The organism is Cyanobium sp. Cruz-8D1 (assembly GCF_024345975.1).
GTDB lineage: Bacteria > Cyanobacteriota > Cyanobacteriia > PCC-6307 > Cyanobiaceae > Cyanobium.
In genome coordinates this window covers 1-22,641 of sequence record NZ_JAGQCD010000003.1, presented here as the reverse complement: position 1 = coordinate 22,641, position 22,641 = coordinate 1, and the positions used below count along the sequence as shown (strand labels likewise).

Sequence of the window (22,641 nt, the reverse complement as noted above, 5' to 3'; positions counted from 1 at the left end):
TGGAGCGGGATTGTCCCCATCGGGGGACGGTCGGGGCCTGCGGGGTCTGGATAGAGGTGGAGTGTTGCCGAGGCAGGCAGCGCCACCCCGGCCACCTGCTGAACAAGACCGGCGACGCCGGGCGCGTGCAGTTCCGCGCCCCAGCTTTCCCAGCCCGGCCCAGCCTCCTGTCTTCCCTTCCGGAAGGCAGGAGTCCTTACTGCATCGCGATCGAAACCGTCAGTACCGCCGGTGAGCCAGAGGCAGTAGTGATCTGCAGCCACAGCCAGTGACCTGCGGGGATTTCTGGGACCTGAAAACTCGTGCTCGCACTGCCGGTCGTGGTGCTGGTGACGGTGATCGGATCCGTCGTGGCAGCTGTGCCTGTGGCGGAAACATCGGCGCCATGGCGCAGTGAGAAGGAGACACTGGGGCTGGTGCCGCCGCTGAGCACGGCATCGACGCGGCTGATGGTCAGGACCTGGGGTGCCCGCAGCAGGATGCGCCGGTCATTGGCCTGGGGGCTCGCCAGCAAGGCCAGCTGGGGCGGCATCGGTCCAGCGGGTCCGAGTAGCGAGGCGAGCTGACGCCAGGAGAGGGGCATCGAGTGCAGGTGGCGGCATCACTGGCTCTTGCCAGCGCGGGATGCACAACTCCAAACCAACTCCTAATCGACGCCAAATTTGGAGTTGCGCTCAGCGCTGCGCCAGGAGCTGGCCGAGTCGCTGGGAAATCAGCTGCAACTGCTTCTGCTGCCGCTCGTGCAGGCCACCAGAGGACTCTGGTCGTTCTTGGTCGTAGAGCGCCAGCAGCAGTCCCTGGCTGCGCCCTGCACTGCTGCAACCCACAGGACAGACCAGGATCACGCCGTTGCTGCCTGCCGGCGAACGCACCGCCATCGGCAGGGCCGCGGGCCCCTCAGTGGCACAGAGGCCCAACGCCACATGGCCCAGGGCCTCGGCCATCTCCACACCCAGCAGCGGTTGTTGTCCCGGCGTCAGAGCCAGCTGGCCGTGGCGCCCATCGACCGCCAGCACGGTGACGCTGCCGCCGCCCTCCCACTGCAGCAGAGCCAGGGTGTGGAGACCATCGCCGCTGCTCTCGATCGAGCTGCGCAGGAGGGTTTGCACCTGCCCCTGATGCGCGCTCACCTGTTCCTGCAGGGTGGCGGCGGTGGTGGTGCTCATCCGCTTGGCCAGGTCCGGTTGAAGGGTGATCAGCAGCCAGGCGGTGTAGAGCACCAGCCCCAGCAGCACGATGCGCGAGAGCCGGTAGAGCAGCTGCCAGGGGTTGCGGGCATCAAGAACCTCGCCGACGGCTTTCTGCAGGGCATCGCTGGTGGCACGGGTGAACACCTCCACCCGCTCGGCCAGCCCCTTGTTGAGCTCAGGCACAGGGAGATCAGGCAGAGAGTTCGTAGACCTGCCCGCTGAGGCGGTCCAGATAGAAGTCCCCCACCGCTGGCGGGGGCTGCAGGGTGGATGGCGGCGGCCCATCGCCGGAGTACCAGCGGGTGGCGCGGCTGCCGACACCTGATTCCTGCACCACAGCGAGGGCCGGCTCACCACTGCTCGGGTCCGGCATGAAGCCCAGGCCGCCATTGGGATGGAGCCGCAGGCGCCAGACCACGGTATGGCGGCCGTCGTAGGGCTCGCCGGTGATGCCGCCGCTGGGGATCAGCGGCTGGATCACACCACCGGTGCCGCCGCCACCATCGCGGTTGTTCAGCAGCTGCTGGGGCGGCACCGGACAACCCACCAGGGCCACTCGCAGCGTGGCGATCAGCATCCCCAGCTGCACCTGCACGGTTACATCGGCCCGCTGGGCGTAGACGTGCCGCAGCCGCGGGGCCTGCCTGGAGACCGCGGGGCAGGGCACCACGTTGCTGCTGCCGTCGCCCCAGGTCACCGAGATCGGTGAGGGGATGGTCTGCCGCGGGTTGATCAGCAGCTCGATCGCAGCTGAGCCGACCGGTTCATTCCAGCGGCTGTCGGCCGGCAGCCAGAACAGTTCGAGGTCATCGGCCGGGATGGGTCCCTTGCGGTAGCCCAGCTCGGCCCAGCGACTGAACTCCATCGGCAGCACCCACTGCTCTACCCCTGGGCAGCCGATCGGTGGAAGCAGCCGTACCCGTTGGCCGCCCACGGTGCTGGGTTGCTGGGGCAGGGGGTAGGGCATGGCCAGCAGGGGATCAGATCAGCGGGTCGTCGAAGAGGTCATCCGGCAGGGCGGTGAGAGCCAGCTCTGCATCAGGCGATGGATCAGCAGCAGAGTCGGGATCTGGATCCGGCTCTGCGCCGCCAGCAGCAGGGGGTTCAGCGTCCTGCTCCTGTTTGCTGAGCTCATTGCCGCTGGCATCGCTGTCGCTGCTGTCGTTGACGGTGCCGGCACCGGTGTCAGCAGGTGCCGCGAGTTGCTCGGGCTCTTCCTTGCGGCGCCTGCCGCGCCGGCCGCGGGGTGATGCAGGTTTTGCATCGTTCGGCTCAAGCAGCTGGCATACATCTGCGGCGATGGGAGCCGGCGGATCTGCAGCGGCGACCCCAGCTGATGGGGCTCCAGCTGATGCCTCGGCCCCAGCAACACGCCAGCCGAGCCCCAGCCAGCCGGGCAGATGCACCGGCCAGACGTAGCGCTCCTGACTGCCCAGGCGGATGCGCAGCATCCCGGCCGGAAGGGGCCCCTGGGCAGCGAGCCCGGCCATGGGGGAGTGGTTCATGTTCAGGCCGGCAGGGTGGCAGTCAGGCCGACGACCATCCCCTCCGGGGTCGAAGGGGTGACGACGGCCTTGGCAAAGCAGAGCGCCGGCAGGTCAGCGTTATCCACATCGGCGGTGTCCAGCAGGATGTCGTGGCCGGAGATGTAGGCCTCGACCCGACCGCCTTCCGCCGGGACGGCGACGGTGGCGACGGGGACGAAGGTGCCCATGGTTCCGTCGCGGAGTTCAGGCGCCAGGTGCAGCACCACGGTCACCGCATCGCTGTGGCCCGGATGGGAGACCAGCAGGGAGAAGCGGGCAGCGGCGTCGAGCTTGGTGTTGAGCTTCACCACCTCACCGCTGGTGAACACCTTCTCGGTGTCGCGGGTGGCGGAGCGGTTGGTCCAGCCCACCAGCACCGTGGCGGCATCCAGCAGGGCGTTGGCTTTCAGGCGAGTCATCGGTCGGTCTCAAAGACGAAAAGAAGCAGTGGTTGTTGGGCCGAGAGCAGTACCGCAAAGCGCAGCCCCAGCCCCATTGAGAAGGGGCCCCTGGCCCCTCAAGAGATCGGGGCAATGGAGTGCAGCCGGCCAGCAGCGCGGGGGTGCATGACGCCAAAGCCCACGTACCAATCGATCCGGGTGCGGAACACCGGGGCATCAGGCACCTCGCCCAGATCCCGCACCGAGATGCCGTAGCGGCCCTGGAAGGGGCCCTGCAGACCGGTCACTGCCTGATCCCCGAAGGTGCAGCAGTAGATCGAGCTGGTGCCCCCTGCCTCGCCGTAACCCAGCACCTCCAGGCCCTGGGCGTCGCGATCAACTGTGAGGATCTGGCACTCCTGGTAGTGATGCACCATCACGCCCAGATTGTTGGTGCTCACGTTGTAGACGCCCTGGCCCACGGTCTGGCGGGCGAGGGCATTGAGCTGGCGGCGCATCGCCTTGCTCATCACCAGATACTTCCGGCCGCCGTAGGAATTGACCGAGTCGATCAGCTCATCGAGCTTGTCGAAATCCAGCGCCCCGCCGCCGTTGTTCAGCGCCATTTCGCTGCCCGGGGCGAGGCGTTTGGCCAGGCCGTCAAAGCCCCGGCCCTGGCTGGCGGTGGCATCACCGTTGATCAGCGCCGCCTCCAGCGTCAGCCGCATCGAGCGAACCTTCATCTCGGTCTGCGCCGCCCGGGCCTCGGGGCCCTGCAGATCAACGATCGAGCGGTCCACATCCACGTCGCCTCCAAACAGGTGCACGGCTTCTGACTGGGGGTCGACGACGCCGTAGCTCTGCTTGTAGCCCTCGTTCACCGCCCGGAAGCCCACCGAGGGGAGCTCCTTCTCAACGGAATAAAAGAGGCCGCCGCCGGCGATGTTCATGAACGGCAGCCAGCTGAGCAGTTCGCCCTCAGCGAAGGTCTTGATCACCGCCAGGTGCTCCAGGCGGGTCTCGTACTTGGCTGCCTCGATCAGGGTGAGGCCCATCGGTGCTGCACTCCCGGGGCCCGGCCCCAGATCACGTCACTGCCTATTGCCATGGGCAGAAGCAGCGCAGCGGTGATGTGGCTGAAAGGTCGCTGTTGGGACTCCGCTCCGGCCCTCCTCATGGTCGGGGGGCGCCTCAAGGGTGATACGAGCCCGCCGCTGGGACGTTGGCTGCGCTGCGCTCCGCATCTCAGTTGTGGACGGGCCCTTGACCCGCCCCCCGCCGGCTGAGGGGTCCTACGCGGAGCCCTCCCATGGCCCCTCTGTCCCGCAAAGCTCAGCTGCAGCAGTTCTCCTGGCAGGTGCTGGAGGATCTGGCGTTCTGCAGCGGGCGCTGGCCACGGCTGGCTGAGCTGGCAGCCCAGGTGCTGTGCGAGCAGCAAGCAGCCGCGCCAGCCATGCCGGTCGATCCAGAGCTGGAGGCACTGCTGCCCTTCTGAAGCCAGGCAGCCAGGCGGGCCTCCTGCAGGAGGGGGCTCACCTAAAAAGAAGGCTGACGCTTCGGATCGTAGACATCCAGCTCTTCCCTGACGAAGTAGAGCTTGTAATCTCCTGCAGTTAGACCGAGTGCTTTGTATCCACGACGCTCGTATTTCCCTGAAGAGGAGAGAACGCATCCTCGAACAGGGGAATGAGACTCCCAGTCCTCGTCATAGTCATTGAAGGCTTGGCCGATCTTATCCGTTATCTTCCAGTCTGTCTCAGGAATCGTGCCGCCGGTCAGCGCGCAGATTGCACGGTTGCTTGAATCGCTTCCGTACTTCTCTTGAGTGGTACATAGTCGGTCCTTGGTCGTTCCTACGGCTCGAAGACCGTTAGAGCAGGCCAGCAGCTCAGTTCTCGCCGCTGGCCTGGTATGCCTGCAGTCAATTCCTCCGCCAGCATCGACGACGCGCTTTATATCATCATATCCAAAAGCATATTGGCTTGAGACATGTAGGCGGACAGCCCCAGTGATGGTCCTTGGGATTCCCTCTGTTACATCGTGGCACCACTCGCTGGCGCGCGAAGATGCCCCAACGAATGACAGCAGAATGATTCCGTAGCGACAAATTTTATGGATCACAATAAATAGCTTCCAGTTCAATTATATAGCATGCTGCCAAACATTAAACTCTTCCAGGCTGCTGTGTGAGCTGCGGGGGGGAAGAACCGCCAGAGCAGGCAGCCCTTTGATGAAGGGGTTCAGCACGCGCGGGGGCCGGAGGCCTCACGGTCGGCGAGGGGGAGAAAGGGGGCACCGCTGCCCCAGCCGTCTCGCCCTGGCAAGGATCGGGCCAGGCGCCTCTGCGAGGCGTCCTTGCCAGGTCGCTACAGCCGGGGCCTGACGCGGGTGTCCCTCGCCTCCTTCGTGATGGCCTCCTCTTTCCCCCGCTGCGAGATCCGCCAGCTTGCGGTGTTCGTCTATCCCGGCGGGATCAAGGCGCCCGATGCTGAGCGCCTCACGGTCTTCTATGGCCGCCGCGGGCTGCCGGTCAAAAAGCCCCGCTTCATTCCGGCGCAGCTGGCCCATCAGCTGGCCCGCAAGCTCCAGGCCAAGCGGCTGGGCACCGTGGCGGTGCTGTGAGCCGCCAGGGGCTGCGGCCCCTGCCCCGGCGGGCCTGCGGGCCCCCGGGGCTTTCGGCTGACTCAGCTCAGCGACTGATTCCGCTGCCAGTTTCGCTCCAGCCCAGCTCGGAACGGTTCCACCCCCCAGGCACTCCTGCGCAGCTGATGGTTGATCAGCCGAGTCACCTTCCAGGTCTTGAGCCCCATGCCGATGGAGAAGACCAGCCAGGGCACCAGGAGCCAGAACGGATGGTCCATCAGACCGGCAGCGGCGTCCTCGACCTTCTACAGCGCTGGCTCTGCTGGTGTTGGCGGACGGTCCACTGGTTGCCCTTGATCGCCGCACCGCAGTGCTCGCAGATCGTCACCGGCCGACTTCTGCACCACTGCTCGGGTCGCTCACCCACCAACTCGCGGCGGCTGGGGTCGATGCCCCGGCCCTGCTGATAGCGGGTGAGGGCTGGTGCCGTGGTCACGAAGCCCGTCTCCAGACAGCGAAACAGCAGGGACTGGCCCCGCAGGTTCTGGACGTTGAAGGTGGTGGCCGTCATCAGCGCAGGGTCCGCTGCCACTACCAATGGTGGCACGAGCTCCCTGTCTCCACTACCGGTGGAGGAGGATCAGCGGCTGGCGCGGGAGCCGATCAGGACAGCAGGGCCTGAGAAGGGGATTTCCCAGAACCTGAAAAATTTCCGAGGCACGCTGCACCGCTCCCGGAAACAGGGGGAATACCCCCAGGTTTGCGTTCTTCTACGGCGATCTGCGGGGATCTACAGGGAGCTGCAGGGAGCTGATTTTGAAACGCAAATTATGAGGAGAATTCGCGATTTTTTTCGCGTCAGTTTCTCCCCTTTTGAGCCGTTGATCGTTTGGCTGGTTGTGTTTTCCAGGCTCCGGGCGGTTGCCGGGTTGATCGACCCGCGCGTCAGCGGCGGCGGGGTGGATTGGTTGAGCGCTGAGCTGCTTGCTCTGCTGCATCCATCCGCCGGGCGACAGCCGTGGCCCAGCGTCGGCCGGGGTCACCGCCCCAGCCATCCCAGGCCTGGCGGCCCTTGCCGTAGGCATCCCAGCTGGAGCCCAGCTTGTCGACCTCGTGGCGAGCGAAATAGCTCACCATGCGATCGATGGTGGTGGGCGAGAGCTGCTGGCGGTTGAGCAGCTGCCGGGCTCGCGCCAGGCCTACTGGCGTCATGCCCCGGTTGGAGGGTGGCTGCTGGGCCCGGCGCTCCAGGGCACGGCGGGCTGCTGCAGCCACCGGCTCGGGCGGCCGGAAGGAGAGGGATGCGTAGAAGCTGCGGGGTCGCCGTGCCATTGGGTGAGCAGAGGCCTCAGCGACGAGCCCCGCGACCACTGACCGCAAAAGACGCCCGGTAGAGCTCCGATGCCGACATGGCCTGCGGATTGATCGGCTCGCCGTTGCTGCCGATGCCTGATGCCGTCAGTGCTCCAGCGGCCTGCATGCCGGCCGGGCCGCGCTGCTGGAACAGGAAGCCGTAGACGGGATGCACGCGCATCTGATCGAGGAACTCCGTGGTCGTCATCGGCCGCCCGTCATCGCCGAGCAGGGGCTTGCCCTGGGAGTCGAGCGGTTCGAGCACGTCCTTGCCGTCCCCACCGGTGCTGAGACGGAAGCAGGTGCCCAGCTGCCCCTTGAAGATGTCGAAGAATGTGCCGCGGGTGTCGCCGCCGGTGCGGCCCTCGGCCTGGGAGAAGGCACGCTCCAGCAGACGGTCCTTGCGGAGCTGGAGGATCTGCTGCTTGGCCTCGTCGCGCTCAGCGGCGACAGCGGCCACCTTCTGGGCGGAGGCCTCCTCCATTTGGCGCTCGCGCAGCTCCATCTGCTGCTCGAGGATCTGCTTCTGCCGTTCGGCTTCCTGCAGGCGGGCGTACTCCTCGGGATTGATCTCTGAGAAGCGGTTCAGCTGCTGGCGGAGGGTGCGGATCTCTTTCTCGAGCTGGTTGCTCTTGCGCCGCTCGGCCCGCAGGGGCTCGGTGAGGCGGCTTTCGTCAGTGAGGGGAGCACCGCCTTCGGTTTGAGCAGCGCCGGAGTTGTCGCCGCCGCTGGCAGCAGTGCCGCCCTGGCCGCCGATGCCGTTGGGATCGCCCGAGGGGCCTCCGGCTGTCGTGGCCTCACCGGGCTGGCCCGTGGCGGCGTAATTGTCGTCAGCGCCCTGGCCGCTGGTGGCGGTGGTGCTGGAGGTGGAAGAAGCAGTGGCAGTGGCCATGACCCATCGCGGCTGTCGTGGAGGAGCACCCCGTCCGGGCTGTGCTCTCCAGCTATTGCCAGCCATCGATCTGTGAGGAGACGACAGCGGAGAGAGAGCGGAAGCCGTGGAGCTGCCTACGGTCAACCTCAGATGCCTGCCCCCCGTGAAGCGCCTGCTCTCGATTGCGTTGCTCGCCGCGGCAGTGCTGGGAGGCAGCGGTGCCATGGCCTGCGAGAAACACCTGAACGGCCACCAGAACAGCAGCGACACCAACACCGAAGGGGCCAAGAAGTAGGGCCTCTTTCCTTCTGAGCAGTTAGTCAGCCCCGCGAGAGCTCCAGTTGCCTGGCCAGCCAGAGCTCCACGTCCTCGTAGGTGTAGCGGACGAGGTTGCCCAGCTTCACGAAGGGAGGGCCGTAGCCGCTGGAGTTCCAGCTGTAGATGGTGGAGAGCGACACCCCCAGGTAAGTGGCCAGGGTTTCGGGCGTGTAGAAGCCAGCCGGCAGGCTGGTGGTGCTGGTGTCGGCGTTGGTCGCGGCGCGGCGCTTGGGCAGAAACAGCCAGCTCCCCAGCGGCAGTTGATCCGATGGCCGAGCAGTGATGGTGGGGTTCAGGCCGCGCAGGGTGGTGACGGTGGTGCCGTGGCGCTCCGCCAGCACGTTGAGGCTGTCGCCGGTGCTGACAACCACCACCCGGTTGGGCTTGAGCGCCGATTGGATCCGTTCGCCCAGCAACGGCTGGGTCAAGGAGCCGATGCCACCGGCGCCGTAGATGCCACCGAATTCAGTCACCGAGAACGCCGCGAACTGGCCGCGGCTTGGCGACGGCAGCACCCCCGCTGGGGTGAGCTCGGCAAGCGGACCCAACCAGACAGCCCCGAAACAGGGGGTGAGCAGCGCCGGTGTGGTGGCAGACACCGGTCGGATGCCGCTGGTGCTCCAGGCGATGTCCGTGGCCAACCAGTCCCAGGGTTGGGACGGTGTCAGCGGCAGCACCGCCCCGCGGGTGAGGTAGCCCTCGTAGGTGAAGTCCCCTGTGTCCAGCCCCGGGGCGTTCTCCTTGCTGGAGATCCCCCGCAGGCGCTTGAGAAACCCCTCGAACAGGAAGCGGCCGGTGCGCTCGGAATCCAGCACGCCAGCGATGGCGTTGGAGAACAGCAGGATGCGGGCGTTGGCGTAGGGCTGCAGCGCCGACGGAGGCAACGCCCCATGGGCGGGACTGCTGGTCATGGCTCAGCCCCGCTCCAGCGCTGCGGTAAAAGCACCGCCGTTGCCGCTCAGCTGCGAATCGCGGCTCCAGTTCGCCAGGGTGGGGAGCATCAGCAGCAGGGCCTGGGCATGGCTGCCCCGCTGGCGGCGCAGCGCCTGCTCGATCGAGAGACCCTCGCCGTAGCGGGTGATCGTCTCCTCCCGCAGCAGCTCGGTGTCGTACTCGATCACATCCGCCTTCTTGACCGGCAGGGTGCCGTCCTCCGGCAGGGCATCTGGGCTGACGGCCTTGCGGCGGCTCTCGATCGGCGCCTGGAGTTGATCTGGCCCCAGCCCCGCCAGCTCGGTGTCGATGGCGGCGATGGCATCCAGCTCCCGTCGGGCTGTGGGGATGGCATCGGGGTAGAGCTGCTCGAGATCCGCCATCGCGTCGTTGATGGCGCGGATCGCGGGCAGGCGGGCCGGGATCGAGAGGGCGACACGAATCCCCTCCAGGTCAGCAGCCCGCCAGCGGTAGGGCGAGTCGGTCGGGGTCTGGCTCATGCAGCGGAGGGCGCGGCTGACTCCTCTTGCCTGAGGGGCACCGGGGCCGAACTCACGGGAAAGCTGGGATCTGGGGTGTTGCTCCCCTCCCCCGCCCTGGTGGCCGGGCTGTCATCCAGCGTCGGACTGCTGATGGCGTTGGCCGTGGCCAGGGCCAGCTGGTGGCGCAGCTCCTCCCGGCTGATCACCCCCTTGTCGAAGAGCTCGATCCACTCCTTCACCTGGGGCTGGGGCTGGTTCGGTGGGGTGAGGGGGCTCACCGTCACCTGCAGGCCGGCGCCTGGATCGAGGGGTTCACCGGTCAGGGCACACCAGTGCTGGAGGAGCGTGGAGAACAGCGAAGCCTTCTGGATCGCCATCGCCTGCAGCAGCGCGTAGCTCTGCGAGGCCGTCAGACTGATCTCCATCTCGGTGCGGGCAGCACCTCGGTTCTGAGAGGGGATCAGGGCATCGCGGCGCATGGTGTCGTCGAGAATCTGTAGCCAGGCCCGGTGCTCGGCAAGGGACCGCGCTCTGATCTCCACGAACTCGAAGGACGCATCCGAGGGCAAATCCATGCAGGTGTTCGGGCCCAGCACCACCGGGCCGGCCTGGCTGTTGCCCATGGCGTCCACCATCCCCTTGCGCACCCCCACCGGCAGGGCAGTGCGGGAGAGCAGCTCCTCGTACTCGCTCTTGCAGCGGAAGTGGTTCAGGTACTGGTGCGCCAGGCCCAAGTGCGGCAGGTCCCCCTCCCCGAAGGCAGAGCCATCGGAGGTGTACCAGCAGGCCGGCAGCCTATGGATCCCCTCATAGGTCGTGACCACCGGCTCGTCGCAGCGCCAGCCGCTGGCGGCCTGGGGGTCAGCGCAGACAGGGTGATGGGCCAGCTGCAGCCCGGTGACAGCGTCGCCAGCAGTGAGCAGCTGCAGGCTGCGGTAGTGCCAACGGTCTGGAGCATCGGCATCGCCTAGTAGGGCGTTGATCTGCTCGGTGACTGCCCCCTCGGCTCCAGAGGGCTCCGCGCTGATGGGCCGGTTCACAGGCTCACGCCAGATGATCCGTCCCGGCAACCCGTAGGAGACCGGCAGCTCCCAGTTCAGGCAGTTGGAGCGAGGCACCAACTGCAGCCGGGGGAGGGACAGCCGATCCCCACGGCGCAGGGCCTCCTGCCGGTCGCCCTCGCTGGGCCAGCTGTGCTCGGGGGGGAGCACCAGCACCAGGGCAGCCCCGTCCCGCAGCACCAGCAGGTCGGCAGCAGCGAGGAAGACACCCAGGTCCGTGCCCCGACCGTCCACGTCGGTGAGCACCGAGCTCAGGCTGGCCGGGAGGCAGATCCAGCTACCCCGGCTGAGCATACCGGCGTAGGTGCGCAACGCATCGCGGAAGAAGCCTGATGGACGGGCTGCATCGAGGCGCTTGCGGTAGGCGGTATCCGGTTCCCGCTCCCCCTTGGGGAGGTAGTGCTCCTTGCGGCTGGTGCCGTCAGGGGCAGCAAGCAGGGCCCAGCAGTCGGCGGTGATCTGCAGGGAGGGCTGCAGAGCGATCAGGGTGGTGTGCTGGGCCCAGAAGGCTTGGGCTTGAGCAGCTTCCGACTGGGCGGCTGAGAGCACAGGTGCTGGGCGTGACTGCTTGCTCTTGCCAGCGGGGCTCTACAGAGCAGTCGAGTCCTGCGTGGTTCTGTGATCAGCTGGTTCTCGGACCCGCGAACCATGGCTACATCTGGAAGAGTTGACAGCGAAGCCCATGTGTGTGTCGGGATCTCAGATTCCACTCATGAGAGGCCCGAGATGGTTCTCGGGAAAGGGCAGTATGGGTTCCGTAGTTCAGAGAACCCGAGAAGAAGTAGCTGGACTGGCCTGAGGCATTGTCATGCTTTGCAGCCGTGTGCTATGAACAGAATAAAATCACTCTATTTCTTGGAGAGTTTCGTGAACAATTTAACAGGGCAGCGTTTCACGGATAACACTAAGCCTGAAGCGCTTCCGGCTCCCACATGCTTGCTTGAATGCTATTTAGAGAAAATGCCAAGATCTTGTTCGTCTTCAAGTGAAACGCAGACTCAAACGCGCCAAGATCGCGAATCTCCCGATACACATATTTTAAGCATAAAAACCAAGCCATCTCGCTCCACAAAGACGATAACAGAAGTTGCCAAAGAGCATCCTGATAGGTCGCTCGTCAAGCTAGGCCTTCCATGAACCTTGTTATTTGGAGCAATTCCTCCGATGCTACTGCTGCCTATATTATCGAGCGAGCGCCTAGCTGGCTTTCTTGCCAGCAAGTAAATACAGACGTCGAGCATCTGTTCACGATTGGAAGCGATATTGTTCCCATTTTTTCAAATATTGATATAATTTGGTATAGAAGACCTTTTGAAAATAAAGCATCTCCTGTCACGGTTGGCGAGAGGCTTAAGTCTGCTGAGCTCGAAGAAGCTCTTTGGAATCTTATGTTGCAGGTGCCATTCGAAAAGTGGATGAACTTCCCAACATGTAATTGGCTGGCTGACAAGAAAGCCCACCAATTAATGACAGCAGATGAGTGTGGCCTCCGTACTCCTGAGTGGATTATTACGAATGAAGTCAATAGGGCGACAAGCTTCCTCGTGGAGCACGATTGGGACTGCATCGTAAAACCAATAGACTGTGGCTACATCAAGCACAAAGGTGGCATATATCACATTTACACAAACAAGCTGGAGAGAACAGATGTTGACCTATCTCTAATCAGCTTATGCCCATCATTAATCCAAAAAAAGATAGATAAGTCTTATGATGTAAGAACTGTTTTTCTCAACGGTCAGTCTATATTCATTGGATTATACGGTGGATCACTAGACGTCAGAAGGGATGAAATGAAAGGCATAGATTACAAAGTTATTGTTCCGCCTGCTTGTATTCTCGATGGATATCATAGTCTCATGAAAAGGGCTAAGCTAAGGTTTTGTACATCAGATTTTGTTGTGGACAAAGATGGATCGTGGTTTTTCCTGGAGAATAATGCGAATGGACAGTGGGTATGGATGGATGAATTTGTCAAATATAGAGTATCTGACTTTTTCTTTGAGAATCTGAGATCTGGACAATGAATAAATTTATCACCAGATTATCAGACGTTGCGGTTTTTATTATTCTCTCTATTTTTATGTTTCCGGTAGAACCGAAGCTTACAATGTCAGAGGTAAAGAAATGCAGGTATGATAATGACAGGCTCTATGCCAATAAATTTAGCTCTTGGGACGTCGCCATTTTCATGCATGATCAAGCTAATCAGCGAATTGCATTGCTTCAATCAAAACTTAGCGGCTTGTTGTCTCTGCAGTCCATCTTAGCAGGCTTCTATAGCCTTGCTGGCATCATTTCGTCTCAATATCCAAAGGGCGTTCTCCTTGCGGCCTTTGCAATTACCATCTTTGGCATTCTTCTCTCTTTGCAGCCTTTATCCATATCAACTTCCAAAGTTCTGGACTTAGGTATTGGCTTTAATCCAAATTCCTTCGACTACAGGGCTCAAAAAGAGTTTCGTGATGTGGTTACAGATTTGTGCTGCAGGGCCGACTTCTATGCTGATTGCCTTAAAGGCGCAAAGACAGCAATTACGCTATCAATCTTAGTTTTTACTCTCGGCTTAATAGTGTCATTTTGGTGCTCTAGCTCGACGGCTTATCTTGCATCCCAGCAAGCGTGACAAGGTAGCCCAGCAACCGGTTCCAGGGGTCAAGGCTGCGCGCCGCCGCTAAACCGGAGCGTTCCTGCTGGATCTGACAAGTTGAATCCGCTGTTTTTGCCAAAGAACTAGCAGCGAGTGTCGCTGAAGCAAACAAAGCTGGTTTGGAGCAGATGCCGCCTTCGCAAAGCGGCCAGATCACGCAGACTCGTTCTCCTCCCCAGCCACATCAAGCGCGACCACCCGCTGACTGCATGCCGCCACAATCTCCCTCCACCTCTCCGCGCTGACCCCCAACCGCTCTGGAGCCTCTGCAGATGCCATCCCCAGCCTGAGCAACTTCTGCCCCCGCGCATGCAGCTCCCGCCAAGAGGCCGGCACCTTGATCAGGAATCCCTTGTCCCGGAGGTAGTGATACACCTCCCCGTTGGCATAAGTGCGCGCATAGGGCCGAAAGGATCCCCGCTCCGGTGAATAACGACGGGCGGCTTGGATGATGCCGAGCATGGCGATCTGCTCCAGATCTTCCTTCGGGTGGCCGGTGCGGCGGGAGATGTTGCCCGCCACGGTGGCGGCAATGTCTCGGTGCTGCAGAGCCAGAGCATTGGCGGTGGCATGGGGGTTCACCGGTCGATGCCGCCGCGGCTTGGCCGGGAAGGCGATCACCAGCTGGACGGCATCGCCCTGGTGCCGAAGTCGCGGACTCGGTCGATGACCGATTCGCACTCGCTGAGCACTGCTGGGCCGAGGCAGGCACGTCGCCACCACCGGGGGCCGCAGCGGAAGATCCAGCTGGCCCATTGCCGCAGCGCGGCAGGCGGGAGTTCGCAGGGGCCGAGCGATGGCGACCGTCATCGCTCAGCGGCTGAACACCATCGGCACCGGTGAGCTGCCGTAGCCCCGGCCACGCCAGAACTGCGCCTCGATCCAGAGCACCCCCTGGCAAAAAGCATCCACCTGGTCGTCGACTCCGCCACGGGGCGAGAAGGCCAGCAGTTCTTCCACCAGCGAGTCAGCCTTGCGGGCAAAGCGCACCTGGCCGGCTTCCACCAGGGGGGCGACGGCATGGGCGCGGGAAGCCTTGCTGCCCTTGGGCGGGATGGCGATCAAGCCCGGCACCTGGCGCCTGAGCAGTTGGCAGACGGCTGGGCCGTTCGCCGCGTCTTCGATCAGGACGGCATTGGGCCGCAGGCCCTGGCGCTCCAGCGAGGCCAAGGACGCCAGCAGGAACTTGATCACCCCCGGCAGATCCAGCCGCTGACAGTGGGCCCAGAGCGCCTCGATCTGCAGTTCGGCCCATGGGTCCGGGCCGCCAGCAAGGAGGTGAGTGACATTCACACCCCTGGGAGCCCCTTGAGCTCCGGCGGCATTGGCGGCCAGCGCCAGGCCCTGCCGTCTTGCCTCCACCGCCGGGTGGCGCTGCGGCTCCAGCAGACCGAGCAAGGCGAAGCCGCAGGCGTCGTTGTCCTTGCCGTCCTTAAAGCTCAGGTCGCAGCTCAGCACCAAGGGCGCATACCTCCAGGGCTGGCCTGGAGCGGTTGGCAGCGGCGGCTGAATCCAGCCCTTGCGGAACAGCAGACCCTCGGCCGGGCTGGGCCGCTGCTGATAGAGGGCGTTCCACCAGTAGGAGCCCAGGCGGGTGCGGATGCGCTGCAGCACCGCCAGCGGCACCCGTTCGGGGCAGAGCGGCTCTCCCGGCTGACGCCAGTCGACGACCTTGGTGCAGGTATGCGGAATCCGCATCGAAATCGCTTCCGGCTCTGCGATGGCGGGGAGGTTCAGCACCGTCCAGTGCTCCGGGTTCTCCTCGGCCTCCTGCTCCAGCAGCCACGCGGTCATGTCGTGGTGGTCCCAGCGGGTCTGCACCACCACCTGGGCTGCCGGAAGCAACGACCCCTCTGCGGTGAGGCCCGGTTCGGCCCTGGTGAACCAGACGCTCTTGAGCCAGTCGATCAGGCGCTCGCGCTGCAGCGCCGACTTGGCGTCCTCCGGGCCCTTGTAGGGGTCATCGATGATCCCGAGGTTGTAGCCCTTGCCCGTGAACGGCCCCCTCACGCCGGCGGCGATGCAGCCACCGCGCTGGGGAGTCAGCCAGTTCCCCACAGCAGCCGAATCCTTGGAGAGGGCGTGACCGGTGATCCGGTAGTAGTGGCGGGCCTCGCGGGAGTGGGCGTAGGCCAGCTCACCGGAGTAGCTGGCGATGGCGCAGAACAGCTCCGGGTGCCGGCTCACCCAGTAGGCGGGGAAAAGCCGCGACACCAGCTGGCTTTTCCCGTGGCGCGGCGGACAGCAGACGATCAACCGAGTCAGCTGGCCATCGGCCACCTGCTGCAGCAAGTCGATCAGGAGCTCAGAGAGGCGGTGGAACTGGAAGCTCGGGAAGGCGGAGCGGATGAAGTCGCGAAACAGCAGACCTTGGCGGGTAATTGACGCCTGGTCGGGATCGGGAACGCCCAGCAGTCCCCAGTCGGCCCAACGGTCAGTGGCGGGGTCGAGCAGCAGGCCGCCATCAGTCGGGACGCTCGCTGTCGGCCGCAGGGTGGAAGCGATGCGGCCCATCAGCTCTTCGCCTCGGGGGGCTTGATCGGGGCTCGCAGCAGCCCGCCGATCTCGGCGATCACCCGGAAGGCGCCGACGGCGGCGTTGAACTGGCCCGCATCCATCGCCCGGCGGGCGCAGTCGTTCAGCGCAAAGATCTGCTCAGCCTGATGCCGGCGGCGGTCAGAGATTAGCTCCTGAACCATGCGCTCACGCGCAAGATTCAGGTAGCGGTTGACCGTCTGGGTGTTGTGGATTCCCCAATTATCACGAGCATTTTCAATGATCTGCACCAGAGGGAGGCGTTGAGCCACCCAGAGCTGTGCCTGAGCAATGCGCCGTTCCACCTCAAGTCGCGAGGGCCTGGGGGGCCGATGAGCCGCCACGCCCTTGGGGCGGCGCGGTGGATTGGCATGCCCGATCGGCCGGGCCGGATCGGTGGGCTCATACAGCGGCTGGCCGTTGTCGTCCTCCGCGCTGGCTGCAGCGCGCAGCTCCTCCACTGGATCGGCTGGAGGCAGGGCGTGGGGACGCTGCGGCATCAGCTCAGAACGGTTGGTCCTGGGCCTTCGGGGGGCGGATGGTCCAGAAGGGCTTGCCGCGCTTCTCCGTCGCACTCCCCTGCTGGATCGCCACGTCCTTGGCGGCCTTGAGCTGCTGCTCGATCTGCTGCACCGCCGGCGGGAACTCGTAGCTCAGCCGCCCACTGCTGTGGGCAAAAGCCCAGTCGTTGTGGGAGAAGGAGGGATCCAGCTGACCGGCGGCCATCGCCTCGCTGAGGGCCTCCAGCAGTGGTTCGAGCTGCTGTTCCAGCTGCTTCTGCTGTGCCTTGAGGGCCGTGATCGCATCAAGCAGCGCATCGATGGCGTCCACCGCATCCGTCGCACCGTCAGCTGCGCCCAAGGGCACCGAGGCAGCTTCAGCAAGGGCAGCAGACATCACTATGAGCAGGGCGTTCAGAGGCCAGCAGGCCAGAGCCCGCCAGGACTTCACTGTATGGGCTCTGTCCTGAGAGCCGCAATCACAGGGGCTGTTAATTCCTAACCAGTCTCTCCCTGTGCTCAGAAGGGTCTTTGGGCGAGGCAGTAAGCGCTCCAGGCCGCGGCCCAGGCCGCCAGGCACTGCTCACGGCTGTAGAAGGTGCTGGTGAATGCTTCTCCGGGCTTGCTCCAGATCGTCTGGCCCAGCTCGTAGTGGTTCCCCTGGGCCGCCTCCAGCACCATGTAGCCCCCCAGCTGGGCGGCGGTGGAATAGGGCCGGCCATGGGCCGAGAGGGTCTTGAGGTCGTAGAGCACCCGCACCTCACGGCCGCGCCGCTCGCTCAGTGCCGGTGAGACGTAGGCGCCATCGAAAGCACCGGCGACATTGCGGGTGAGGCAGCAGGTGAGCCGTTCGCAGGCGATCACCTGAACTTCATCCCAGAGCGGCAGCTGCAGCAGCGGCAGGATCCAGTCGCGGTACTGGTGATGACCCGGCAGCTGCTCCACATCCAGCAGGGCATCGGCGGCGCTCCGGCCCACCAGGAAGCGGGCCTGGGCGTAGTGCTCCAGAGCCGCGTGCACCGTGACGCCGCGCGGCTCCCAGATCGGCCGCTTGGTCTCGATCGAGCGCTTGGCGATCTCGCTCAGGCCATGGGCCAGCACGCCGGTGATCGACACCGGGAACAGGTGATTCCCCAGCCAGTAGCGGTGGGCCACCTCATCCCGCCAGAGGCCGGTGATGGGCTCCAGCCAGGAGATGGCGGGGTGAACGGCCATGCGGTCAACCCACTCGGGTGCAGGTGGTGCGGCCGTCTTCTCGCATGAAGCCATAACCAGTGCCGGGGTTCTCTCGGATGTAGGCCCTGGCCAACCGCATCACCAGCTCACGCGGCAGGTCGACGGCGAACTGCTGGCCCACGGCCAGGCAGTCAAAGGACAGGTCGTGATGTGTCATCTCAGCAGGGTAAGCGGGATCGGGATCCAACGATCCAACACGGATCTAACGGTCGAGTGTTAGATCGAAATCGCTTTCCACCACTACGGCCTGACCACCCCTCTAACAATCAAACATCTATTTCAATAGAGATAGATATGTGAGGGGGTCTCTCTGGTGCGCACACGCGCTATGTGTCTATGGGGGTGTATCGGCCAGGACAAGCGTTAGATCGTTAGATTCCCTCAGATCCCCTGTGCCGCAATCGTTTTCGGGCCAACGGTCGCTGTTGGGAGCCTGTTGGATCAAACGTTTTCCAGGTCAGCGGCATCAATGGGCACCATGACGCAGCGTTTGGTCCCGATCCCTGCGAAGTGGACCACACGCTTGGGGAGATAGGCCCCGTCGATCCGTCTGAGCGCGGAGCGGTGGGCGCCGCCGCTCCAGGGGGTGCTGCGCAGCACGTGATCGAGCTGGGCGTTGGCGTTGGCGACTGCCAGGAAATGCCCCTCGGTGCGCTCTCCATCCGGCAGGGGCTGGCCAGTGCGAAACACCCGCAGGCCGTAGCGGCCGAGCACCGGCACCAGCCGGTCCCAGAGGGTGCCGGCCAGCGACTCCTGCAACGCGACGCAGCGAACCATCTCCCCGAAGGAGGCCTCGGCCCCGACGTCGTGCCGCACGATCTGCTGGAGGATGGTGTCGCGGCACTTGATCTCATCGGCCTCGGTGTTGTCAGGCTGCTGGTGCTGCCAGTCCATCTGGTCCAGCCACTGATCCGCCATCACCAGGTTGAGGTGTCCGCCGCCTGCTGCCTCCAGGCTCCACGCCCCGGCCAGCAGGGTGCCGTGCTGGTCCCCGAAGCGCTGGCCAAAGCGCCGGCCGAGGGCCTGGGCCAGGACGCGGGCGTTCTCGATGATGACGGGCAGATGTTGCAGGGTGCGATGGATCAGCGCCCTGCCGTTGTCGATCGTGGCAACTGTTGCGATCTCGCGCTCGAAGTCCAGCCACTCGCTTTTGTCCATCGGGTCCTTGCGCAGGCCGAGCACACAGAACCGATCGATGTCGGCCTTCTGGATCAGCGAGACGTTGATGGAGGAGACGCAGAACATCGAGCGGATCTCGAAGCTGTTCGCGCCGCCGGAGGTGGTGCCCTTGTAGATCTTGCCTCCTTCTGAGCTGGCGATGCGGGCCAGGGCCAGGACGTTTTGAACGATCAGCTTGTCCTTCTGCTCGTTCTGCTCAAACTCATCAAAAACCACCGGAATGGCGTCGGACTTGAGGGTGCCGCGCAGGCCGGCCTCGGTGGTGCCGCCCGTGGCGGATTGGACAACGCCACCCAGCAGGGGGCGGAGGAACAACTTGAGGATGGTGGTCTTGCCGGTGCCGGCCCCACCGGTGAGCCAGATGTGGGGACGCCAGTTCAGGGCGCCGCAGACGGGGGCCAGCACCAGCCATCCGAGGAGGAAGTGCGCGGAGGCCGGCATCTCCCAGCGGAAGCGCTCGGCGATGTAGCGGATCTGCATCGCGTCGGCATCGGGCAGGGGCAGATCGCCAGGGCCGTCGAGGTGCCGTGCCTGCTCGTAGAAGTAGCGGGACGCTGGCGGCTGCAGAACGGAGCAGGGCCGGCCGTCCACATTGAGGCGATCGCCGAGGTGAAAGATGACGCGACCTTCATCCAGCCAGGCGCCGCGGCCGCGCACCCGCTCGGGGTCGTAGACGCCGATGCTGGCCTGCTGCTCGAACAGATCCGAGGCGGCAGCAGCCCAGTTGATGCCGGTCCTGCTGGGGTAGAGCGTCTCCCAGTAGCTGAGGGCGGCGAGAGCAACGAGGTTGGTGGCGGTGTGGGCGCTGCGCGAGAGGCGCATCACCTGGCCGGTGTTGTGCGGTTGGTAGTAGTAGGAGTCGCCGTCAAAACCCAGGCAGAGAAAGGGCGCTGCCGACCTGGGTGCTGCAGGTTGAGGCGGTGGCGGTGGTGGAGCGTCATCACCACCGCCATCAGCGCCGGTGACTGGAGGAGTCCATGGCTGGGCTGCTTTCGCCAGCTGCCTTGCGGCCTGCTGGGCCGTCCAGTCGGCATCGGCCAGGTCCCAGCCCTGCGGCAGATCCGCCGGCAGGGCCACCAGTTGCAGCTGGCAGTCGAGTGGGTGCAGCAAGGCGGCCAGGCTCTGCATGGCCGCCACCCCGGCGGTATCGGCATCAGGCCAGAGCGTCACCGAACGGGCGGCCAACGGCTGCCAGTCGGCCTTGGCGATGGCGTTGGAGCCGTTGGCCCAGCTGATCACCGCGTGTTGCGGGAACAGGCGTGCGGCCGCATCGGCGGTGCCCTCCCCCTCCACCACCAGTACCGGAGCCTCGGGCCGTTCGCTCAGGCCCGGCAGGCCGTAGAGCGGCCGCGGCGCTGGCCACTCGCAGGAGAAGGGATCACGGCGGCTGGGCCGATGCCAGCCGCCATCAAGCCACACCCGATGCAGAAAGGCCTTGCGGCCCTTGCCGCCCAGGCAGAGGCGCTGGATCCAGAACAGCTGGTTCCCCGCTGCATCGCGGTAGCACCACTGGGCGATGGCGCCTTGATCCAGTGCGGGCGGTGAGGCGTCAGGGGGCGGGAGCTCGGGTTGGCGCCAGGGCCGGCCGCCGTGGCCCGGCAGACCTGTGGCGTCAGAGGGCTTGCCGCCGTTGCCGTTGCCGGTGCTCACCGGCTGGGGCCGATGCCGCCCGCTCCCACCTGGCTCCAGGCCCAGGTGGCGCTCCACCTCCTCGCAGGCCTGGCGAAAACTCCAGCGCCGCACCCGCATCAGCAGGTCCATCCCGGTTCCACCACCACCGAGGTGGTCCTTGCCGCCGCACTGGTTGCAGAACCAGGAACCGTTGCCGTCCCGGTCGTCAAAGCGGAAGCGGTCCCGCCCGCCGCAGGCCGGACAGGGCTGGTGGCGATTGCTGAGCTGCTCAGGGCGCAGCCCCGCCAACGCCTCGAGGATCTCCCGCCAGCGGCCTGAGGCCGCCGTGAGTGCGTCGGTTGTCATGGTTGTGGCTGCAGCTCAACGACGCTCAGCAGCTGCCGACAACACAGGTCCTGGCACAGCCGAAGCGCGCGTCTCTGCCGCGATCGCGGCGTCGATCACCTGGCGCAACACCGCCGAGCGGCTGAGGGTGCCGTGGGAACGGCGCTGGTCAAGCCAAGCCAGCTGCGCCTCAGTGATGGAGACGCTCAGGGGCGGCGCAAAGGAGGCCATAGATACCTGGAGTTCTGAGCACACTCTAAGCCTGCCCGGCAAGGCTTGATAAGTTGAACATTGCAGAGACCCCTCTGCTCGGCGCCAAGCCTGTCGTTATGTCCATGGCCCCGATCGTCCTGCGCGACTACCAGCAGCAGCTGCTGGCCGATCTCCGCGCCGCCCTCAAAATCCACCGCCGGGTCTGTGCCGTGATGCCCACCGGTGCGGGCAAGGGCCAGACCATCGGCGCGATCGTTCAGGGCGCGACCGGCAAGGGCCGGCGGGTGCTGGTGCTCGCCCACCGGGCTGAGCTGATCGAGCAGCTCACCTGCACCGTGCGGGCGTGGGGACTGGAGCCGGATGTGATCGCTCCTGGCCACAGGCTGCAGGGCCAGCAGGTCGCCGTGGGCTCGGTGCAGACCGTGGCCCGGCGGCTGGAGCAGCTGCCACCGCCGGATCTGATCATTCAGGACGAGGCCCACCACCTGGTCGCCGGCAACGTCTGGGGGCGAATCATCGAGGCCTGGCCTGGCGCCCACCTGATCGGCAAGACCGCCACCCCCGAACGCCTCGATGGCAAGGGACTCGGCGTGGAAGCAGGCGGCTATTTCGAGGCCCTGGTGCTCGGCCCCTCAGCGGCCTGGCTGGTGGAGCAGGGGTGGCTGGCCCGGCCCAAGGTCTTCTCCTGGCCAGGAGCCCGCAACAGCAAACTGCGTCGCCGCATGGGCGAGTTCGACTTGGAGCAAGCGGCCCAGGCCTTTGGGGACCGGGCCGCCATTGGCGATGCGGTGTCGCACTATCGCCGCCGGCTTCACCCCGGCACGGCCATTGTTTTTTGCTGCACGATCGAGCACGCCGAGCAGATGGCCGCGGCCTTCCGCACTGCGGGAATCCGGGCCGCCTCGGTGAGCGGCAGCATGCCGGCTGAGGAGCGCAAACGCCTGATCGCCGGGATCGGCACCGGCGAGGTGGAAGTGCTCAGCAGCTGCATGATCATTTCCGAAGGCACCGACATCCCCTCAGTCGGCGGCGCGATCCTGATGCGCCCCACCGCGAGCCTCTCGCTCTACCTGCAGATGGTGGGGCGCGCCCTGCGTCCCGCACCTGGGAAGCAGGAAGCGGTGATCCTCGATCACGTCGGCAACGCCCATCGCCACGGGCTACCCACCGATGAACGCGAGTGGAACCTGGCCGGCCGCCGCCGGCGGGAGGGCGTCTCGATTCCGATCAAGGACTGCCCGGCCTGCTTCTGCAGCTGTCCCAGCGCTGCGCAGGTGTGTCCTGACTGCGGCCACCTGTTCCTGGCCGAGGAACGCGATGAGCAGCGGCGCGTGCTGCAGCAGCTGGAGGGCGAGCTGGTTGAAGTCACGGGTGCCGCCCGCCACCGGCCCAAACCCAACCAGCAGCAGAGGCCCCGGCGCACGCACCCAGCAGCCGGCTGCCGCACCTTCGAGCAGCTGCTGCAGCGCGAGCAGGAACGTGGGTACAAGCCCGGCTGGGCGAGGCACGTCTGGGCCGCAAGGCAGCACAACAAGCCAACTGGCAGTACGCTTTGACGTACGGGTGAAGGCCATGTCATGACCACTGTGTCCGCCACAGAAGCCCGCAAGCGGCTCTACGCCCTGATCGACGAGGTGGGGCAGTCCCACGAGCCGGTGCAGATCACCGGCAA

29 protein-coding genes are annotated in these 22,641 nt (G+C 64.9%); 7 read left to right on the top strand and 22 right to left on the bottom strand.

The window, feature by feature from the left end; genetic code table 11:
• Positions 1–196 precede the first annotated feature (196 nt).
• The 6 genes from KBZ33_RS02810 to KBZ33_RS02785 all read right to left on the bottom strand — a co-directional run bounded on the left by KBZ33_RS02810 (position 197) and on the right by KBZ33_RS02785 (position 4,151).
• Positions 197–583, bottom strand: coding sequence for a hypothetical protein (locus KBZ33_RS02810; RefSeq protein WP_254950563.1), 387 nt, complete (start codon positions 581–583; stop codon positions 197–199).
• 91 nt (positions 584–674) lie between these two features.
• Positions 675–1,373: a hypothetical protein gene (locus KBZ33_RS02805; RefSeq protein ID WP_254950564.1), complete on the bottom strand. Its 699-nt coding sequence runs from the start codon at positions 1,371–1,373 to the stop codon at positions 675–677.
• A 7-nt stretch (positions 1,374–1,380) separates the two neighbouring features.
• Positions 1,381–2,157, bottom strand: coding sequence for a hypothetical protein (locus tag KBZ33_RS02800; RefSeq protein ID WP_254950566.1), 777 nt, complete (start codon positions 2,155–2,157; stop codon positions 1,381–1,383).
• 13 nt (positions 2,158–2,170) lie between these two features.
• Positions 2,171–2,695, bottom strand: a complete 525-nt coding sequence (locus KBZ33_RS02795; protein WP_254950568.1) for a hypothetical protein — start codon at positions 2,693–2,695, stop codon at positions 2,171–2,173.
• Between the two features lie 2 nt (positions 2,696–2,697).
• Positions 2,698–3,135, bottom strand: coding sequence for a hypothetical protein (locus KBZ33_RS02790; RefSeq protein ID WP_254950570.1), 438 nt, complete (start codon positions 3,133–3,135; stop codon positions 2,698–2,700).
• 98 nt (positions 3,136–3,233) lie between these two features.
• Positions 3,234–4,151, bottom strand: a complete 918-nt coding sequence (locus KBZ33_RS02785) for a major capsid protein (RefSeq protein WP_254950571.1) — start codon at positions 4,149–4,151, stop codon at positions 3,234–3,236.
• 254 nt (positions 4,152–4,405) lie between these two features.
• Here KBZ33_RS02785 and KBZ33_RS02780 point away from each other — a divergent pair, with 254 nt between their 5' ends.
• Entirely contained in the window at positions 4,406–4,591 is a 186-nt protein-coding gene (locus tag KBZ33_RS02780) for a hypothetical protein (protein ID WP_254950573.1), read from the top strand.
• A gap of 41 nt (positions 4,592–4,632) precedes the next feature.
• Here the strand turns inward: KBZ33_RS02780 and KBZ33_RS02775 are convergent, their stop codons facing one another.
• The gene (locus tag KBZ33_RS02775; RefSeq protein WP_254950575.1) at positions 4,633–5,238 is read right to left on the bottom strand and encodes a hypothetical protein; all 606 of its coding nucleotides are present in this window, start codon (positions 5,236–5,238) and stop codon (positions 4,633–4,635) included.
• A gap of 213 nt (positions 5,239–5,451) precedes the next feature.
• On the opposite strand from KBZ33_RS02775, the gene KBZ33_RS02770 reads away from it, so the two are divergent.
• On the top strand, positions 5,452–5,718 hold the full coding sequence (locus KBZ33_RS02770) for a hypothetical protein (protein WP_255011501.1): 267 nt from the start codon (positions 5,452–5,454) through the stop codon (positions 5,716–5,718).
• A gap of 62 nt (positions 5,719–5,780) precedes the next feature.
• Here KBZ33_RS02770 and KBZ33_RS02765 read toward each other — a convergent pair whose 3' ends face one another.
• The 4 genes from KBZ33_RS02765 to KBZ33_RS02750 form a co-directional block, all read right to left on the bottom strand.
• Positions 5,781–5,957: a hypothetical protein gene (locus tag KBZ33_RS02765; protein WP_254950579.1), complete on the bottom strand. Its 177-nt coding sequence runs from the start codon at positions 5,955–5,957 to the stop codon at positions 5,781–5,783.
• A complete protein-coding gene (locus tag KBZ33_RS02760) occupies positions 5,957–6,250 on the bottom strand; it encodes a hypothetical protein (protein ID WP_254950582.1) in 294 nt (97 codons plus the stop codon). The genes KBZ33_RS02765 and KBZ33_RS02760 overlap by 1 nt, the downstream gene beginning before the upstream one ends.
• 374 nt (positions 6,251–6,624) lie before the next feature.
• Entirely contained in the window at positions 6,625–7,011 is a 387-nt protein-coding gene (locus KBZ33_RS02755) for a hypothetical protein (protein ID WP_254950584.1), read from the bottom strand.
• A gap of 16 nt (positions 7,012–7,027) precedes the next feature.
• Positions 7,028–7,924: a hypothetical protein gene (locus KBZ33_RS02750; protein WP_254950585.1), complete on the bottom strand. Its 897-nt coding sequence runs from the start codon at positions 7,922–7,924 to the stop codon at positions 7,028–7,030.
• 145 nt (positions 7,925–8,069) lie between these two features.
• Here KBZ33_RS02750 and KBZ33_RS02745 point away from each other — a divergent pair, with 145 nt between their 5' ends.
• Entirely contained in the window at positions 8,070–8,201 is a 132-nt protein-coding gene (locus tag KBZ33_RS02745) for a hypothetical protein (RefSeq protein ID WP_254950587.1), read from the top strand.
• 25 nt (positions 8,202–8,226) lie between these two features.
• Here KBZ33_RS02745 and KBZ33_RS02740 read toward each other — a convergent pair whose 3' ends face one another.
• Genes KBZ33_RS02740 through KBZ33_RS02730 form a run of 3 tightly spaced genes read right to left on the bottom strand, consistent with a single transcriptional unit; the run spans position 8,227 to position 11,249 of the window.
• Entirely contained in the window at positions 8,227–9,135 is a 909-nt protein-coding gene (locus KBZ33_RS02740; protein ID WP_254950589.1) for a helix-turn-helix domain-containing protein, read from the bottom strand.
• Positions 9,136–9,138: 3 nt separating this feature from the next.
• Positions 9,139–9,657: a hypothetical protein gene (locus KBZ33_RS02735; RefSeq protein WP_254950591.1), complete on the bottom strand. Its 519-nt coding sequence runs from the start codon at positions 9,655–9,657 to the stop codon at positions 9,139–9,141.
• Positions 9,654–11,249, bottom strand: coding sequence for a DUF4055 domain-containing protein (locus KBZ33_RS02730; protein WP_254950593.1), 1,596 nt, complete (start codon positions 11,247–11,249; stop codon positions 9,654–9,656). Before KBZ33_RS02730 ends, KBZ33_RS02735 begins: the two co-directional genes overlap by 4 nt.
• A 584-nt stretch (positions 11,250–11,833) precedes the next feature.
• Between KBZ33_RS02730 and KBZ33_RS02725 the strand changes: the two genes are divergently transcribed.
• Together KBZ33_RS02725 and KBZ33_RS02720 are read left to right on the top strand one after the other, a co-directional pair.
• Entirely contained in the window at positions 11,834–12,727 is an 894-nt protein-coding gene (locus tag KBZ33_RS02725; protein WP_254950595.1) for a hypothetical protein, read from the top strand.
• Complete coding sequence (locus tag KBZ33_RS02720) at positions 12,724–13,326, top strand: hypothetical protein (protein ID WP_254950597.1); 603 nt, start codon at positions 12,724–12,726, stop codon at positions 13,324–13,326. Before KBZ33_RS02725 ends, KBZ33_RS02720 begins: the two co-directional genes overlap by 4 nt.
• A gap of 177 nt (positions 13,327–13,503) precedes the next feature.
• Here the strand turns inward: KBZ33_RS02720 and KBZ33_RS02715 are convergent, their stop codons facing one another.
• The 8 genes from KBZ33_RS02715 to KBZ33_RS02680 all read right to left on the bottom strand — a co-directional run bounded on the left by KBZ33_RS02715 (position 13,504) and on the right by KBZ33_RS02680 (position 20,987).
• Positions 13,504–13,971 (bottom strand): sigma factor, encoded by a 468-nt coding sequence (locus tag KBZ33_RS02715; RefSeq protein ID WP_254950598.1) that lies wholly within the window; start codon positions 13,969–13,971, stop codon positions 13,504–13,506.
• Positions 13,972–14,163: 192 nt separating this feature from the next.
• Positions 14,164–15,864: a terminase gene (locus KBZ33_RS02710; protein WP_254950600.1), complete on the bottom strand. Its 1,701-nt coding sequence runs from the start codon at positions 15,862–15,864 to the stop codon at positions 14,164–14,166.
• A complete protein-coding gene (locus KBZ33_RS02705) occupies positions 15,864–16,385 on the bottom strand; it encodes a hypothetical protein (RefSeq protein WP_254950602.1) in 522 nt (173 codons plus the stop codon). The genes KBZ33_RS02710 and KBZ33_RS02705 overlap by 1 nt, the downstream gene beginning before the upstream one ends.
• A gap of 4 nt (positions 16,386–16,389) precedes the next feature.
• Positions 16,390–16,752, bottom strand: coding sequence for a hypothetical protein (locus KBZ33_RS02700; protein ID WP_396107884.1), 363 nt, complete (start codon positions 16,750–16,752; stop codon positions 16,390–16,392).
• Between the two features lie 152 nt (positions 16,753–16,904).
• On the bottom strand, positions 16,905–17,600 hold the full coding sequence (locus tag KBZ33_RS02695) for a hypothetical protein (protein ID WP_254950605.1): 696 nt from the start codon (positions 17,598–17,600) through the stop codon (positions 16,905–16,907).
• A gap of 4 nt (positions 17,601–17,604) precedes the next feature.
• Positions 17,605–17,778, bottom strand: coding sequence for a hypothetical protein (locus KBZ33_RS02690; protein ID WP_254950607.1), 174 nt, complete (start codon positions 17,776–17,778; stop codon positions 17,605–17,607).
• Between the two features lie 284 nt (positions 17,779–18,062).
• A complete protein-coding gene (locus tag KBZ33_RS02685; protein ID WP_254950608.1) occupies positions 18,063–20,777 on the bottom strand; it encodes a primase-helicase zinc-binding domain-containing protein in 2,715 nt (904 codons plus the stop codon).
• Between the two features lie 15 nt (positions 20,778–20,792).
• Positions 20,793–20,987 (bottom strand): hypothetical protein, encoded by a 195-nt coding sequence (locus KBZ33_RS02680; RefSeq protein WP_254950610.1) that lies wholly within the window; start codon positions 20,985–20,987, stop codon positions 20,793–20,795.
• Positions 20,988–21,091: 104 nt separating this feature from the next.
• Here KBZ33_RS02680 and KBZ33_RS02675 point away from each other — a divergent pair, with 104 nt between their 5' ends.
• Together KBZ33_RS02675 and KBZ33_RS02670 are read left to right on the top strand one after the other, a co-directional pair.
• A complete protein-coding gene (locus KBZ33_RS02675; RefSeq protein WP_254950612.1) occupies positions 21,092–22,525 on the top strand; it encodes a DEAD/DEAH box helicase in 1,434 nt (477 codons plus the stop codon).
• Positions 22,526–22,546: 21 nt separating this feature from the next.
• On the top strand, positions 22,547–22,641 hold a 95-nt coding region (locus tag KBZ33_RS02670), incomplete at its 3' end, for a type II toxin-antitoxin system Phd/YefM family antitoxin (RefSeq protein WP_254954902.1).

Excerpts from the sequence above, each read along its gene's own strand:
- KBZ33_RS02755 (WP_254950584.1), bottom strand. The coding sequence starts at position 7,011 with ATGGCACGGCGACCCCGCAGCTTCTACGCATCCCTCTCCTTCCGGCCG.
- KBZ33_RS02765 (WP_254950579.1), bottom strand. The coding sequence starts at position 5,957 with ATGGACCATCCGTTCTGGCTCCTGGTGCCCTGGCTGGTCTTCTCCATC.
- KBZ33_RS02705 (WP_254950602.1), bottom strand. The coding sequence starts at position 16,385 with ATGCCGCAGCGTCCCCACGCCCTGCCTCCAGCCGATCCAGTGGAGGAG.
- KBZ33_RS02695 (WP_254950605.1), bottom strand. The coding sequence starts at position 17,600 with ATGGCCGTTCACCCCGCCATCTCCTGGCTGGAGCCCATCACCGGCCTC.
- KBZ33_RS02750 (WP_254950585.1), bottom strand. The coding sequence starts at position 7,924 with ATGGCCACTGCCACTGCTTCTTCCACCTCCAGCACCACCGCCACCAGC.
- KBZ33_RS02795 (WP_254950568.1), bottom strand. The coding sequence starts at position 2,695 with ATGAACCACTCCCCCATGGCCGGGCTCGCTGCCCAGGGGCCCCTTCCG.
- KBZ33_RS02780 (WP_254950573.1), top strand. The coding sequence starts at position 4,406 with ATGGCCCCTCTGTCCCGCAAAGCTCAGCTGCAGCAGTTCTCCTGGCAG.
- KBZ33_RS02735 (WP_254950591.1), bottom strand. The coding sequence starts at position 9,657 with ATGAGCCAGACCCCGACCGACTCGCCCTACCGCTGGCGGGCTGCTGAC.
- KBZ33_RS02800 (WP_254950566.1), bottom strand. The coding sequence starts at position 2,157 with ATGCCCTACCCCCTGCCCCAGCAACCCAGCACCGTGGGCGGCCAACGG.
- KBZ33_RS02790 (WP_254950570.1), bottom strand. The coding sequence starts at position 3,135 with ATGACTCGCCTGAAAGCCAACGCCCTGCTGGATGCCGCCACGGTGCTG.
- KBZ33_RS02685 (WP_254950608.1), bottom strand. The coding sequence starts at position 20,777 with ATGACAACCGACGCACTCACGGCGGCCTCAGGCCGCTGGCGGGAGATC.
- KBZ33_RS02720 (WP_254950597.1), top strand. The coding sequence starts at position 12,724 with ATGAATAAATTTATCACCAGATTATCAGACGTTGCGGTTTTTATTATT.
- KBZ33_RS02760 (WP_254950582.1), bottom strand. The coding sequence starts at position 6,250 with ATGACGGCCACCACCTTCAACGTCCAGAACCTGCGGGGCCAGTCCCTG.
- KBZ33_RS02710 (WP_254950600.1), bottom strand. The coding sequence starts at position 15,864 with ATGGGCCGCATCGCTTCCACCCTGCGGCCGACAGCGAGCGTCCCGACT.
- KBZ33_RS02785 (WP_254950571.1), bottom strand. The coding sequence starts at position 4,151 with ATGGGCCTCACCCTGATCGAGGCAGCCAAGTACGAGACCCGCCTGGAG.
- KBZ33_RS02740 (WP_254950589.1), bottom strand. The coding sequence starts at position 9,135 with ATGACCAGCAGTCCCGCCCATGGGGCGTTGCCTCCGTCGGCGCTGCAG.
- KBZ33_RS02810 (WP_254950563.1), bottom strand. The coding sequence starts at position 583 with ATGCCCCTCTCCTGGCGTCAGCTCGCCTCGCTACTCGGACCCGCTGGA.
- KBZ33_RS02675 (WP_254950612.1), top strand. The coding sequence starts at position 21,092 with ATGGCCCCGATCGTCCTGCGCGACTACCAGCAGCAGCTGCTGGCCGAT.
- KBZ33_RS02690 (WP_254950607.1), bottom strand. The coding sequence starts at position 17,778 with ATGACACATCACGACCTGTCCTTTGACTGCCTGGCCGTGGGCCAGCAG.
- KBZ33_RS02725 (WP_254950595.1), top strand. The coding sequence starts at position 11,834 with ATGAACCTTGTTATTTGGAGCAATTCCTCCGATGCTACTGCTGCCTAT.
- KBZ33_RS02680 (WP_254950610.1), bottom strand. The coding sequence starts at position 20,987 with ATGGCCTCCTTTGCGCCGCCCCTGAGCGTCTCCATCACTGAGGCGCAG.